We start from the raw sequence: 13,453 nt of genomic DNA on the forward strand, positions 1-13,453 counted from the left end.
ATCTCCTAATATACTTATTATAATATATTTTTATTGTTGACAAATCAACTAAACCGGTTATGATATTAGTAAGTTGATAAATCAACATAGCTAAGGAGAATTTCTATGGAAAATAAAAAAACTGGTGCTCAAGCACTTGTAGAAACCATGGTTAATCATGGAATTGAATATGTTTTTGGTTTACCTGGTGCCAAAATCGACCGTTTATTTGATGTTATTGAACATCAAAACATCAAAAACGCTCCTAAATTAATCGTCACTCGTCATGAACAAAATGCTGCTTTCATGGCTGGAGCAATTGGTAGAATCACTGGCAAACCCGGTGTCGTTGCTGTAACTTCAGGTCCTGGTGTAGCTAATTTAGCTACTGGTCTAGTTACTGCTACCTCTGAAGGTGATCCAATCGTGGCTATCGGTGGACAAGTTACTCGTGATGACTTAGTTCGTCGTAGTCATCAAAGTATCGCTAACCGAGAATTGTTGACCTCGGTTACTAAAATGAGTGCTGAAGTTGAAGATGGCAACAACCTTTCCGAAACTTTTGCCAATGCTTATCAAATTGCCAAAGCTCCTAAGGGTGGTGCTAGTTTTATTTCCATTCCTCAAGACGTTATGGATGGTGAAGTAACTCGCCAAAACATCACTTCTGTTCAAGATGTTGCACAAGGTGTACCTGCAAGAGAACAATTAAAGGAATTCGCTGATCGTATTAAGAACGCCGAAATGCCCGTAATTCTTGCCGGTATGCGTGCCTCTGAACCAAAAGCTACCATGGCATTACGTAAACTGTTAAAACAAATCAACATCCCAGTTGTAGAAACTTTCCAGGGTGCTGGAATTATTTCTCATGAACTAATCGATAATTTCTACGGACGTGTTGGTCTATTTAGAAATCAAACCGGTGACATTCTCCTTAAGAAGAGTGATTTAGTTATCACTATCGGTTATGACCCAATTGAATATGAAGCTCGTAATTGGAACCAAGATCGCGACGGTTCAATTATTAACTTGGACAGTATCTTGCCAGAAATCTCAACTGACTATCAACCAGATTTGATTTTACGTGGAGATTTAGCTGATACATTAGATGCCTTAGTTGAACAATTCACTGACAAGTTCAACCTAGCTCCTGAAACAACTGATTACTTAAATAAAGTTAGAGAAGACCATCAATTAAAAGATATTCCACCAGTTTCAGATGATGAAAACTTGGTTCATCCATTGTCTGTAATCCAAGCTCTTCAAGAACGTGTTACTGATGACACAACCGTTACCGTTGATGTCGGTAGTAACTATATTTGGATGGCTCGTCACTTTAAGAGTTATGAACCAAGAAAATTACTCTTCAGTAATGGTATGCAAACACTTGGTGTTGCATTGCCTTGGGCAATCTCAGCAGCTCTTCTTAACCCAGGCAAGAAAGTTATTTCTGTTTCCGGTGATGCTGGATTCATGTACTCAAGTCAAGAATTAGCAACTGCAGTTGAACATAAATTAAATATCATTCACTTAGTTTGGAACGACGGTTATTACGATATGGTTAAGTTCCAAGCCGAAGCAAAATACGGTCAAGCTGCTGGTGTTAAAGTTGGTGGAGTTGATTTCGCTAAATATGCTGAAAGTTTTGGTGCTAAAGGAATTAAAGTTTCTAAAGATTATGATATTGCCAGTGCTTTAGATGAGGCCTTTGCCACAGAAGGACCTGTTGTAATTGATATTCCAATCGATTACCGTAATAATATTGAATTAAGTAAACAGATGATTGCTGATTCATTCTATTAAAAAGAAGGTATAACGATGGAGAATACAAATACTTTGTATCAACATGGAACATTAGAATTGTTAGTTGACGGATTATTAGATGGAACCATGACCATGAAAGAATTGTTGAGTCATGGCAATACTGGAATTGGAACTGGTGAAGGTCTCGATGGCGAGCTAATCATTCTTGATGGTGTTGCTTATCAAGTTGATAGTCATGGCAAGGTTAACGTTGTAAATGACAGCTTCACAATGCCTTTTGCCACTGTACATCAAGCTGACTTCAAAGACTTCATCGACGTAAGCAACTTGTTGATGTCTGATTTTGAAAAAGAAATTGTTAATCAAGCGAATGCTAACAATACTTTCTTCGCAGTTTTAACAACTGGAACCTTCAAGAGTATTAAAACTCGTGCGGTTGCTAAATCAAAAAAACCGTATCCTACATTAGTAGAAACGGCTGAGAAACAAAGTGTCTTCGAACGTGAAAACACCACTGGAACATTATTGACCTACTATTCACCAGAATTGTTTAATGGTGTTGGCGTTAGTGGTTGTCATAGTCACTTCTTAGCTGACGACCATCAATTCGGTGGCCATGTTCTAGACTTTGAACTAGAACAAGGAAATTCTCAATTACAAATTCTTGATACTTTAATTCAACATTTACCAACTGATTCAACTGATTACATGCAACATAATTTTGACAATAGTCAGACTGCTGAAGCAATTGAAAAAGCAGAGAAATAAAAAAAGCTGAAGCTTAAGCTTCGGCTTTTTTGTTGTCTTGATTTTCAACTAAATCGTTAAAGAATGCCATTTGAGTAGCACTCATATATGGTGTGAACCATAACAAACCGATTCCTAATGTAATAAGACAGAGAATGAACCAGCCAATGAAACTCAAATGAAGAACGAATAGATCCCATTTGTGGCCATTCATTAGTTTTCTACTTTGAGTAACATAGTCCATTACACTATATTGATCAGCTGTTCCTTCTTCTTTAGCTTTCTTGTATAGATAGTAAGCTTGAGAATAGCTATATGCCTTGATGATTCCAGGGATTACAAATAGTAAACTCCATAACCAAACCCAGATTGTTTCCAAAATCATGATTAAGAAAATTTTCACGAAATCTTGCCCGTTGAAAATTTTGAAAGGTGCTTTGATTGGTGAAAATTCTAAATCTTTATTCTTCAACCAATCAATAAACTGAAAGTTAACACCGATCTCTAGTAATCCAGTTACGACGCTAACGATTAAAGAAATTATGAAAATTACAAACATTGCTTGTATTAACAAACCAGCTATAAAAGTTGTATCTTGTGGATCAATAAATGCCAAGGATGCAGTCATTCCAGTTATAACACTTTGATAAATAAAACTTACAAGATATGTGATTATCATAGGAATCAAAGACATGATAATGGCACTACCCCAATTGCCTCTGAATGTTTCTTTTACTTCTTGTTTTAATTCTGCTCTTGTTTTCATTTAAAATAGTCTCCCTCAAATCCGAACGGTACTACTTAGTAGCTTTGCTTGCAGCTTTTGTTGTTTTAGCTTTAGCTGCTGTTGATTTTGTTGTAGTCTTAGTTGTTTTAGCAGCTGCCTTTGCAGGTTTTGCTGTTCTAAAATTCAAGTAGTTAATGAAGAATACAGCTAAAATCAAGACAGTTGCAGGAATGATCAAGAAGAACATCAATACTAATGGTAATAATGAACCAATGATTGATAGGATAATTCCTAATCCTTCACCTTTACCAACTGATTTTGTTGATAAAACATAAATTGATAATACTGTGATAACAACACTTAAACACCCTAAAACTGACCAGTACATGATAGTTCCAAAGCCTGATGAATAAATGTTTAGTAATGGTTTCCAACCTGAAGTATCAGCTGCCCAGTTGCTAAATCCGAAAATATATACAATTACTTGAATAATTGCTAACCAAAAAATTCCTTTAATAAGTGATTTGTTCATTTTTTACTCTCCTGTTTTTTGCTTGGCATTAGTGAAACAATAAAGAAAAATATTGCTACTCCCCAATCAGCCAAGTCTAATAATGTACGTGCGGGAAGCAATGATGACAAGAATCCGGTCATATATGCTGGATCAGTTGTCGCCATTGAATCAAACATCCCACTAGTTATTGCCCCAATTAATGCCGGTATTACTAATAGTGGAGCAATGTATCTCACTAATAGTAGTAAACACCACCAAGGTGATAATCCGGTATCTCTAGTTCTTCTTACCAATAATGAAATCCTTGGTATGAAAGTTGCTAAGCTCCATAACGCGAGCAAGATTAAGAATATTACGACAACAATCATTATGCTCCCAAATATACTCATACTTGCATCATCTTGGCTAGTTGCTATTACAACGACTAGAGAAATAATAAATACTATCACTAAAAATGCAGTAATAATTGCATTACATAAGACAGTCCACCAATAATCAGCAACTGTCGATTTGCCTTTGAAATTTACATAGTTCTTCCAAAAATTTGCATAAGCTTTTAACATTTTTATCCTCCTTCCCCAAATATGATGTACTTTATTTTATCATATTTATCTAATGGTAAGAAGGTTTTCTGAAAATTGGTTGTCTTATTTCGTGCTATTCAGAAATTTTTTTGTCATAATAAAAGTATGAATATAAAAAATTTGACTCAAAACAAAATAATTAAAAAGATATTTGAATTAATTCTTATTATCGTTGGACTTGAACTAATTGCCATGAGTGTGACCATGTTCTTTGCACCACATTCAATTGCGGCAGGAGGCGCAACCGGTGTTTCTATTCTCTTCAATGAATTGTTTAAGATTCCACTTGCGGCAACCCTCTTCGTTTTTAACGTTATCATGCTGGTTCTTTCATATATCTTTTTGGACAAAGTCACTACTGCAAAAATCACTTTTGGAAGTGTGACACTACCAATATTGATTGCTCTTACTCCTAATATCATGGTAATTAAGAACATTCTCTTATCAGATATTATTGGAAGTATTATTTTTGGTGTAGGATTATCAATCCTTTATCGCCACGATACTCCTAGTGGTGGAACCACGGTACCACCAATGATTTTCAAAAAATACTTTCACATTCGAAACGCCAATAGTCTATTCGTAATTGATGCCATAGTTTGCCTGGGAAATATTTTTGTCTCCGGATTTGAGACTTTCTTCTTGGCAATTCTATCTGTGGGAATCTCAACAATTGTTATTAATTATATTGAAACAGGTGTAATTAAGAAACAAGTTATCTATGTAATGAGCGAAACAAAGATTGAAGAAATTAAACAAGCTTTGGCCTATGATATTGAAGCAGGTGGAACAGTCTTTAATGTCCAAGGAATGTATTCGAATGACCACAAACAAATGTTAATGATTGTTACTGAGACACAAAACTACGGACATTTTCTAAACATTATCCAAGGAATCGATCCCGATGCTTTCATTCTCGCCGACACTATGGCCGAAGTTCATAACGGCAATATATAGAGCGTGACAAGTAAAGTATAAAAAAGAGCTGAATTTAATCAGCTCTTTTTTATTGCTCAACTTCTGAGCGTGTATTATCACGCTCTTTTCTTATCATCTTATTTAATAGAACTACCACAAAAATTGCCAATACTGCAAAAACAGCACTCCCGAAACCAATTGATCTCAATCCGAATTCATGAACGGCCCAGCTTCCAGCTCCCGATCCTAGAGAAATTCCAAAGTTGAAAAAGACTGGGTTTAATGAGGAGGCTAACACCATTGATTGTGGATAAGAACGTTCCGCTACATCAAAGAAATGAATTTGAATTGATGATCCAGTCATATTAAAGGTTAGTTCCGCCGCTAAAATGACTATCATAGCTAAAACAACATTTCCTAAGGTGTAATAAAAAAGAAGGAAGAAAATGACTTGGATGCCAAATATATAAGGAATTTTCTTTAGTCCATCATGATCAGCTAACCACCCAGCTATTTGACTACTTATAATTGAAAGCACTCCGATAATCGATAGTGTCAGACTTAATTCAGTAGCACTGAATTTCAATATTCCAGTAAATACTGGTGTCAAAAATGTATTAAATAAGTTACTTGCGGCAGCGTTGAAGATTGGTAAGATAACACCGACAATAATTAATGGATCTTTTAACAAATCTAATTGCTTAAAAATACTTTCATCACCAGCTGATTGCAAGTCTTTAGGTAAGGATATTGAGGCTAAGAACAGTGTGATTAAAGATAGTCCGATAATCACCCAGAAAGAATAGTGCCAGTCGGCAATGTGAGCAATATAGGTCCCCATAGGTAATCCGGCAACGGTAGCAATACTGAAGCCAGAGAAAATCCAAGCAATCATAAAAGCTCTTTTCTTCGGCGGAGCAATCGCATTACCATAGGTTAACGAAATCGACAATAATGCCCCTGAAACAGCAGCAGTGATAATTCTTGATATTAATAGAATAGTAAAATTAGTCGACAACGCACTCATTAAGTTACCCAAGATGTAAATAATCATTAAGGTAAAAAAGGCGTTGAAATATTTATGTTTTCCTATAATGATAGAAACAAATGGTGTACAGATTGCATAGACAAAAGCAAAAATTGTCACTAACAATCCCACAACTGATAGAGGCTCATGGAAGTCTTGCGAAATATTACTAATAATTCCTGAGATTAGAAATTCACTACAACCTAATGTAAATGAAATCAACACTAGGACAATGAATCGAAATTTAAATGACTTCATGTTTACCCTCCCTTTTTCAAACTAAATAATTATAAAACAAAACATGCCCATCAGGCAATTCACTAATCTCAAAAAATCAGATATAATTCTCAAAAGGAGTAAATTTATGAAATTTGAATGGCGTAAAGAAGAAAAAGAAATCTATCTACCAAAGGGAATTCAAGTACTCGACTTGCCCGAATATAATTACATCACCATTACTGGAACAGGGAATCCAAATCAACCGGATTTTTCCGAACATATCCAAGCTCTCTATCCAATTGCTTATGGAATTCGGATGGCTTTAAAGAAAGGCCAACTAGGAAATCCGTTTGAATACACCGTCTATCCGCTGGAAGGTGTCTGGACTACAAGCGATGGTTCCAAAAATGAAACTTTAAATAAAGATGCTTTAGTTTACAAAATCATGATTCGTCAACCAGTTCTTGCTACTGAAGAATTATTTGATGAAATCAAAGAAAATGTTATTGCTAAGAAATCCAATCAATACTTCACCGATGTAAAATGGGAAAGTTATCAAGATGGCAAAGTGATTGAAGCAATGCATACTGGTCCTTTTGACACCGAAATTGAAACCTTCCAAAAAATGCATGACTTTATGGAAGAAAACAATTTAGAGCGAACAACACTCATGGGTGACTATCAACATCGAGAAATATATTTGTCTGATTTTCGTAAAGTTACTCCAGATAAACTCAAAACCGTTCTCCGATATAAACTCAAATAAAAAGAACACTCAATGTGTTCTTTTTTACTTTATATATAAGATGGTATTGCTATATGAATTAAAAAAACATCTCTTATTGAGATGTTTTAAATTTTATCTATTTAAATTCTACATATGGTAGATCTAAACTGTCGGCAACAGCTTTTTCAGTCAAGTTGCCTTGGTAAGTGTTAATTCCTGTCAACACTGTGTTGTTCTTAGCAGCTTCTTTAACTCCCAAGTTAGCAATTTGTACTGCATATGGAATTGTAGCAGCACTCAATGCTTGAGTACCTGTTCTTGGAGCTGCACCAGGAATATTAGGAACTGTATAATGTGTAACACCATACATTTCATATGTTGGTTCATCATGACTAGTAATCTTAGTTGATGTTTCAAAGATTCCACCTTGATCAATTGGAATATCAACCACAACAGATCCTGGTTCCATACTCTTAATCATTTCTTCAGTAACTAATTTTGGAGCTGCAGCACCTGGAATTAATACGGCACCAACAACTAAATCAGCTTTTTCAACTGCATCGGCAATATTTTGTGGATTTGACATTAATGTTTGTACTTTACCATCAAAGATATCTTCGATTTCAGCCAAACGTTTAGCATTGATATCAAGTAAAGTTACATTAGCACCCATACCAACAGCAATCTTAGCAGCGTTGACACCAACGACACCACCACCAATGATAACTACTTCTCCACGTTTAACACCCGGCACTCCCGATAGAATAATTCCTTTACCACCATGGTTTTGTTCTAGGAAATGAGCCCCTATTTGAACTGACATTCTACCAGCAATTTCACTCATTGGTGTTAATAATGGCAAGCTGCCATCTTTACCAACCATGGTTTCATAACCAATTCCGGTAACTTTTGCCTTAAGAAGGGCATCGGTTAAGCCCTTACCAGCAGCTAAATGTAAGTAGGTATAGATTATTAAGTCTTCTCTGAAGTAGTGATATTCTTCTGGCAATGGTTCTTTAACTTTGATTATCATTTCTGCAGACCAAGCTTCATCAGCAGAAGTAATCTTAGCTCCAGCTTTTTCATATTCGGCATCTGTGTAACCAGAACCAACACCAGCATTTGCTTCAACTAAAACAGTATGTCCAGCTTTAACTAAATTAAACACACCTGCTGGAGTACTACCGACACGTTCTTCTTCATTCTTAATTTCCTTAGGAATACCAATAATCATAACAAACTCCTCCAAACTTATTTTTGTTGAAATCGCTTACATCGTTAAGCTATCACACAATTTTTAACTTAGCAATGCATCATTAACAACTTTGTCACATACAAGTAAATTTTCGTTACTTTGTGAAAATATTATAAATTAACTATCCCAGTAATACAATTAATTACCTTTTACCCCATATTAAAATGTGAAAAAAATAATTTAATTTTTTGGTCTATATTAATATTCAACATGTCTAATCGAATACAATAGATAAATAATAAGTCCGATTGCTAACCATCCAAAATAATTAAGCCAAGCACTTATTGGTAAATTAATTAATAGGAAAATACAAATTAGTATCGAACAAATTGGAATGATTTTTCCAAAAGGAACTCTAAAAGGTCGTTTTAATTCTGGGTATCTCTTTCGAATTAAGATTACTGATAAAGAGATCAATGCGAATACACAAATTGAACCAACATTCGAAAATGTTGCCAAGTTCTTCAAGTCTAAAAATCCAGATCCCACTGCTGCAATAATCCCAATCAACCAAATTGAATGATTTGGACTACCAGTTTTTTCGTTCAATTCAGATAGTTTCTTAGGAAGAAAACCACCTCGACTCATGGCCATTGCAATATTCGAAGAGGCGTAAATAAACGCCAGAATAACTGCAAGTATCCCTAGAATTGCACCCGCAGAAATTATTTGAGCAACCATTGGCTGATGTATGGTGATTAGTACATAAGACATTGCTTCAGGGACATTCAATTTGCTATAAATAACGTCACCTGTCATCACCAAACTAACTATTACATATAAAAATGTAGAGACTAGTAAAGAGATAATAATCGCCCTTGGTAAATTCTTTTGAACATTCTTAGCTTCTTCAGCCGAAGTCGCCAAAGCATCAAATCCTAAAAACGCAAAGAACACTGTCGAAGCTCCACTAAATACACCAGTCACTCCGTAAGGAAGCATTGGTGACCATTTACCAGGTTTCACATAGAAGAAACCTACAACAATAAACAACAGAATAATAAAAATTTTTACTAAAACCAAAATATTATTAACGGTTTTACTCTCACTCATACCTCTACTGAGTAAAAGCGTAATCAATAAAACTACCACTACTGCCGGAAGATTAATCACACCCCCATTAAATGGCGACACCGTTAATGCCTTGGGGATATGAATTCCAATTTCATTCAAAAATGAAGTGAAGTATCCAGTCCAACCCGTAGCAACCGTTGATGTTGTCGTGATGTAAACTCCCAACATTGTCCAACCAGTTAAATACGCAATTGTCTGCCCCATTGATACCCACGTATAAACATAAGCACTCCCAGAGCTTGGGATTGAAGTTGTAAGCTCCGAGTAACACAATCCAATTAAACCGCTAGCTAAAGCTGCGATCAAAAAAGAAAATATAACACCCGGTCCGGCATCTGTTGCCGCAACAATCCCCGTTAACACTAAAATTCCAGTTCCGATAATGGCCCCTATACCCATAATCGATAAATCAAACAAGCCTAAAGTTTTGGGCCGTTCATTTAAATTATGAGCTAGGCTATCGATCTTTTTCAGCTTCATAAATGAGCCTCCTTGATTTTGCCTAACTATTAAATAAACCCTGCTCTTTATAACTTGTAAGCGATTTCATAATCATTGTATATTAGTGTTTGCTCAAAAAAAACACCTTTTTTTGAGTTTGAAAACTTTGTAAATTACTTCACTTTGGCGTTTCTCTAGCCTTATAGGACTTTCATTTTTCAAATAGACTAGTTTGTGAAAAAGAAAATATAAAAAAGCGTAGTCAAAACTACGCTTTTTTGATGATTAATCTATTTCAACTGTCTCGATTACTACATCTTCTTCTGGTTTGTCCCCAGCATCTCTTGCAACACCTTCGATTTCTTGAACAACTTCCATCCCAGAGATAACTTGTCCAAAAACCGTATGACGATGGTCTAGCCATGGAGTTCCACCTTTTCGATAAGCTTCAATAATTTCTGCTGGATATCCTGCGCCCTCTAGTTGATTCAACATTGAGTCGGCAATATTTTTATTTGAAACAATAAAGAATTGGCTCCCATTAGTATTTGGTCCGGCATTGGCCATGGATAGAGCACCATTTAGATTGAACAATTGATTTGAAAATTCATCTTCAAATTCTGCTCCATAGATGCTTTCACCACCGGCACCAGTTCCGGTTGGATCGCCACCTTGAATCATAAAATCAGGAATAACACGGTGAAAAACTACGCCATCATAATAACCATTCTTTGCCAAACTAATAAAGTTCTCTGCTGTTTTAGGAACTAGTTCATCAAACAATTGTACTACGATATCGCCATGATTAGTTTTGATTGTTGCCTTACTACCTGTTGCGTTGGAAAGATCTAATTGTGGATATGTCATTTAAAAACTCCTCTGTTTTATTTCTCAAACCATTATAAACTATTTAGTCTAATTAGAATAAAAAAAGTCATGACCGTAGTCACAACTTTTAAAAATCCTCATCATCTTCAACTTCTTCTACCTCATATCGATAAATTCCGTTTATAGATGATTGAAATGATTTTTCTGCCAATTCATTCAAATTAAGATTTTCTTTGTTAATAAATGCTTCTAATAGCATTGGAATATTAACTCCCGTCAAAACTTCATTGTCAGGATATTTTTTTGTTAATTGGATGATTACATTAAAGGGTGTTCCACCTTTTAAATCTACCAAAAACATTATTCCTTCAGACAAATCGAGATTAGACAATTCGCTAACTATTCTTGTTTGCAAATCCTCTGGAGTTTCTCCAACTTCAAAATGAGTACTACCAACATTTATCTGATTTCCACAAATCATCTCCGCAGACTTAATCATTTCACTGGCAGAATTGCCATGTGTACATACAAAGATAGCAGTCATATTAGCTCGTCCCCTTCTTAGTATTCAAGTTGACGGTAATAACGTCTGATTTCCATTGGATGACGATTTAAGTTTTCGATATGAACGTCAATACGATCATTTACTGCATGGATAATAAATGGAGAGATGTTGCCACGATGTTTTTCAGAAATTCCTGGCATATCATAATCCTTTGCATCAATGACTGTATAATTAGCACAAATCTGAGGAATGAAATCTACGACACGTTGACTCAATGCACGTTGTGAATCTTCAGTTACATGGATGGTTACCGGAGTATCTCTTTCTACGATTTCAAACATTCCATGGAAAAACTCTTGAGCTTCAATTGATTTAGTTTTAAGCCAGTGTTGTTCTTCCCAGTAGCACATTGCATATGAATAAGTTGCTCCCCATTGATTTCCTGCACCTACAAAATAATGCATCTCATCTTCATGATGTTTCAAAGCAAATTTTTCAGCAAAACCGTCGGCTTTTTTATAAACTTCAACTAAATCTTTTGCAAAATTCTTATCAAGTTGTGAATAGTATTCTTCATAATCGTCATATTCACCATTAAGATTCATTAGTCGATCAGCAACCATGAAAAACTTCATTTGTTCATTTAATGGATATGAAATTGTATAATCACACATTTCAGCTAAAGGTGCGTCCGCCTTGTCAATAAATCCAAACACACGAGCACCAATTTCATTACATTTTTTTACTGCATCAACTACTTCTTGAGTACTTCCTGTAACAGAGGAAATGACAACCAATGTTTTGTCAGTCACTCGCTTATTACCTGTTGTTAAAAATACTGCTGCATTTTCATAGAATGTTTCAATTGCTGATCTTTCTTTCATGTGAACAACTGCTTGCATTGAAGAAGCATATGTTCCACCAATTCCTAGCCAACAAACATTTGAGTATCCTTCGTTGTGAACGCGATCTACAACTTCATTAATTTGTGGACGTAGCTCTAGCCCACCTTGTAAGTTATCCAATAATTTTTTTTCATCAAATTTTAGCATATTCTTATTTTCCACCTTTAAATTTTTGATTTGGTAATTTCATCGAATTCTGGAAATGCACTAGAATTCAAATTGATATTTCTTATTTGTGAAGCCTTAAATGATAATAAATGGATTGGTATGGTCATAAATAATGACGCCAATAATTCATTAACATCAATGTTAAAAACTAAGTCCAAACCATTCAATTCTGATCGGTTATTTTTATAAAGAGTAGTTACATTAGGTACATGTCCCTTTAGAAAATCCTTCAGTTTATCAGCACGTTCTTCAAGTAATCCTTGTGGTTCGATAAATACAATCTGGTCATCTTCATGCAATCCTAAATAAGGACCATGCATATACTCTTCTAGTTCTTTACCAAACGCTGTCATTCTCACAGTTTCAGTTACTTTTGTTTCACCTTCTCGGCTAACTCCATATCCAGAACCATAACCAATAAAAATTATTCTTGTCTGATAATCAATTTGTTCTAAGTATTTTTTTGCCCATTTCTCTGAGTGTTCAATTACTTTTGGCATTTGGTCGATAATTAGCTCAATTTCAGCTAAATTCTTCTCATAATCCGAACTGGTTTTAACTTTTTTGGCTATTTCTAAAGCAAGCAAATCCAGAATTAAAATTGTCGAACTATATCCCAAAGTTACATATGGCATTTCTTCAATTCCCATGCCCATATCAATCACATGTTCACTCACTTTAGCAATTGGGCTATTCAAATCACTTGTTAATGTATAAATTGTTCCCTTTTCCTGTTGGATTGTTTCAACCATATGAATAGTTGAATAACTATGTCCACCTTGAGAAATCGCAATATACAAAGTGTTTGGATTAATCCCTTTTGAGTAACTTGCACTAAAGGATGGCTCTTCTACAAATACAGGAATTTGTAATTGATTATTCATAAATGGAACTGCTGAGTAAGCAGCGTTTGAACTAGATCCCGTAGCAAAAATCACTACTGATTCATATTTGTTTAATTGATCAACGTCTTCATCCAAAACATTTTTTAATAACTGATATCTATTTTTAAAAATACTAGAATAGACATCTGGCTCAGTTTTGACGTAGTACTCCATATCTTTCATATAT

Annotated in this window: 14 protein-coding genes; 4 read left to right on the top strand and 10 right to left on the bottom strand. The window is 35.0% G+C overall.

Annotation, left to right across the window (positions count from 1 at the left end; translation table 11 throughout):
- Positions 1-105 precede the first annotated feature (105 nt).
- Positions 106-1,782: an acetolactate synthase AlsS gene (gene alsS / locus Q2T76_RS01165; RefSeq protein WP_302083327.1), complete on the top strand. Its 1,677-nt coding sequence runs from the start codon at positions 106-108 to the stop codon at positions 1,780-1,782.
- 15 nt (positions 1,783-1,797) lie between these two features.
- Entirely contained in the window at positions 1,798-2,511 is a 714-nt protein-coding gene (gene budA / locus Q2T76_RS01170) for an acetolactate decarboxylase (protein ID WP_302083329.1), read from the top strand.
- Positions 2,512-2,524: 13 nt separating this feature from the next.
- Here budA and Q2T76_RS01175 read toward each other — a convergent pair whose 3' ends face one another.
- Genes Q2T76_RS01175 through Q2T76_RS01185 form a run of 3 tightly spaced genes read right to left on the bottom strand, consistent with a single transcriptional unit; the run spans position 2,525 to position 4,294 of the window.
- Positions 2,525-3,256: a DUF975 family protein gene (locus Q2T76_RS01175; RefSeq protein WP_302083331.1), complete on the bottom strand. Its 732-nt coding sequence runs from the start codon at positions 3,254-3,256 to the stop codon at positions 2,525-2,527.
- Between the two features lie 31 nt (positions 3,257-3,287).
- Positions 3,288-3,749 (bottom strand): hypothetical protein, encoded by a 462-nt coding sequence (locus Q2T76_RS01180; protein WP_302083333.1) that lies wholly within the window; start codon positions 3,747-3,749, stop codon positions 3,288-3,290.
- The gene (locus Q2T76_RS01185) at positions 3,746-4,294 is read right to left on the bottom strand and encodes a DUF805 domain-containing protein (protein WP_302083335.1); all 549 of its coding nucleotides are present in this window, start codon (positions 4,292-4,294) and stop codon (positions 3,746-3,748) included. The genes Q2T76_RS01180 and Q2T76_RS01185 overlap by 4 nt, the downstream gene beginning before the upstream one ends.
- Positions 4,295-4,420: 126 nt before the next feature.
- Here Q2T76_RS01185 and Q2T76_RS01190 point away from each other — a divergent pair, with 126 nt between their 5' ends.
- Complete coding sequence (locus Q2T76_RS01190; RefSeq protein ID WP_302083336.1) at positions 4,421-5,272, top strand: YitT family protein; 852 nt, start codon at positions 4,421-4,423, stop codon at positions 5,270-5,272.
- A 49-nt stretch (positions 5,273-5,321) separates the two neighbouring features.
- Here Q2T76_RS01190 and Q2T76_RS01195 read toward each other — a convergent pair whose 3' ends face one another.
- Positions 5,322-6,518: an MFS transporter gene (locus tag Q2T76_RS01195; RefSeq protein ID WP_302083338.1), complete on the bottom strand. Its 1,197-nt coding sequence runs from the start codon at positions 6,516-6,518 to the stop codon at positions 5,322-5,324.
- Positions 6,519-6,624: 106 nt separating this feature from the next.
- Here Q2T76_RS01195 and Q2T76_RS01200 point away from each other — a divergent pair, with 106 nt between their 5' ends.
- Positions 6,625-7,245 (top strand): GyrI-like domain-containing protein, encoded by a 621-nt coding sequence (locus tag Q2T76_RS01200; protein ID WP_302083340.1) that lies wholly within the window; start codon positions 6,625-6,627, stop codon positions 7,243-7,245.
- A gap of 97 nt (positions 7,246-7,342) precedes the next feature.
- Here the strand turns inward: Q2T76_RS01200 and ald are convergent, their stop codons facing one another.
- The 6 genes from ald to Q2T76_RS01230 all read right to left on the bottom strand — a co-directional run bounded on the left by ald (position 7,343) and on the right by Q2T76_RS01230 (position 13,449).
- Positions 7,343-8,440, bottom strand: coding sequence for an alanine dehydrogenase (gene ald / locus Q2T76_RS01205; protein ID WP_302083343.1), 1,098 nt, complete (start codon positions 8,438-8,440; stop codon positions 7,343-7,345).
- Between the two features lie 219 nt (positions 8,441-8,659).
- Complete coding sequence (locus Q2T76_RS01210) at positions 8,660-10,015, bottom strand: APC family permease (protein ID WP_302083345.1); 1,356 nt, start codon at positions 10,013-10,015, stop codon at positions 8,660-8,662.
- Positions 10,016-10,261: 246 nt separating this feature from the next.
- Positions 10,262-10,843 carry a peptidylprolyl isomerase gene (locus Q2T76_RS01215; protein ID WP_302083347.1) on the bottom strand — a complete coding sequence of 194 codons (582 nt, stop codon included), beginning with the start codon at positions 10,841-10,843 and terminating at the stop codon, positions 10,262-10,264.
- A gap of 88 nt (positions 10,844-10,931) precedes the next feature.
- The gene (locus Q2T76_RS01220; protein ID WP_302083349.1) at positions 10,932-11,348 is read right to left on the bottom strand and encodes a PTS sugar transporter subunit IIA; all 417 of its coding nucleotides are present in this window, start codon (positions 11,346-11,348) and stop codon (positions 10,932-10,934) included.
- 17 nt (positions 11,349-11,365) lie between these two features.
- Positions 11,366-12,361 (bottom strand): SIS domain-containing protein, encoded by a 996-nt coding sequence (locus Q2T76_RS01225; protein ID WP_302083351.1) that lies wholly within the window; start codon positions 12,359-12,361, stop codon positions 11,366-11,368.
- Positions 12,362-12,378: 17 nt separating this feature from the next.
- A complete protein-coding gene (locus Q2T76_RS01230) occupies positions 12,379-13,449 on the bottom strand; it encodes an SIS domain-containing protein (protein WP_302083353.1) in 1,071 nt (356 codons plus the stop codon).
- Positions 13,450-13,453: the final 4 nt, after the last annotated feature.

This window comes from Lactobacillus sp. YT155, assembly GCF_030504545.1.
Classification (GTDB): Bacteria; Bacillota; Bacilli; order Lactobacillales; family Lactobacillaceae; genus BQUT01.

What these genes read in the sequence shown, in the direction of transcription:
- ald (WP_302083343.1), bottom strand. Translation starts at nt 8,440, where the DNA reads ATGATTATTGGTATTCCTAAGGAAATTAAGAATGAAGAAGAACGTGTC.
- Q2T76_RS01180 (WP_302083333.1), bottom strand. Translation starts at nt 3,749, where the DNA reads ATGAACAAATCACTTATTAAAGGAATTTTTTGGTTAGCAATTATTCAA.
- alsS (WP_302083327.1), top strand. Translation starts at nt 106, where the DNA reads ATGGAAAATAAAAAAACTGGTGCTCAAGCACTTGTAGAAACCATGGTT.
- Q2T76_RS01190 (WP_302083336.1), top strand. Translation starts at nt 4,421, where the DNA reads ATGAATATAAAAAATTTGACTCAAAACAAAATAATTAAAAAGATATTT.
- Q2T76_RS01195 (WP_302083338.1), bottom strand. Translation starts at nt 6,518, where the DNA reads ATGAAGTCATTTAAATTTCGATTCATTGTCCTAGTGTTGATTTCATTT.
- Q2T76_RS01175 (WP_302083331.1), bottom strand. Translation starts at nt 3,256, where the DNA reads ATGAAAACAAGAGCAGAATTAAAACAAGAAGTAAAAGAAACATTCAGA.
- Q2T76_RS01200 (WP_302083340.1), top strand. Translation starts at nt 6,625, where the DNA reads ATGAAATTTGAATGGCGTAAAGAAGAAAAAGAAATCTATCTACCAAAG.
- Q2T76_RS01225 (WP_302083351.1), bottom strand. Translation starts at nt 12,361, where the DNA reads ATGCTAAAATTTGATGAAAAAAAATTATTGGATAACTTACAAGGTGGG.
- Q2T76_RS01220 (WP_302083349.1), bottom strand. Translation starts at nt 11,348, where the DNA reads ATGACTGCTATCTTTGTATGTACACATGGCAATTCTGCCAGTGAAATG.
- Q2T76_RS01185 (WP_302083335.1), bottom strand. Translation starts at nt 4,294, where the DNA reads ATGTTAAAAGCTTATGCAAATTTTTGGAAGAACTATGTAAATTTCAAA.
- Q2T76_RS01230 (WP_302083353.1), bottom strand. Translation starts at nt 13,449, where the DNA reads ATGAAAGATATGGAGTACTACGTCAAAACTGAGCCAGATGTCTATTCT.
- Q2T76_RS01210 (WP_302083345.1), bottom strand. Translation starts at nt 10,015, where the DNA reads ATGAAGCTGAAAAAGATCGATAGCCTAGCTCATAATTTAAATGAACGG.
- budA (WP_302083329.1), top strand. Translation starts at nt 1,798, where the DNA reads ATGGAGAATACAAATACTTTGTATCAACATGGAACATTAGAATTGTTA.
- Q2T76_RS01215 (WP_302083347.1), bottom strand. Translation starts at nt 10,843, where the DNA reads ATGACATATCCACAATTAGATCTTTCCAACGCAACAGGTAGTAAGGCA.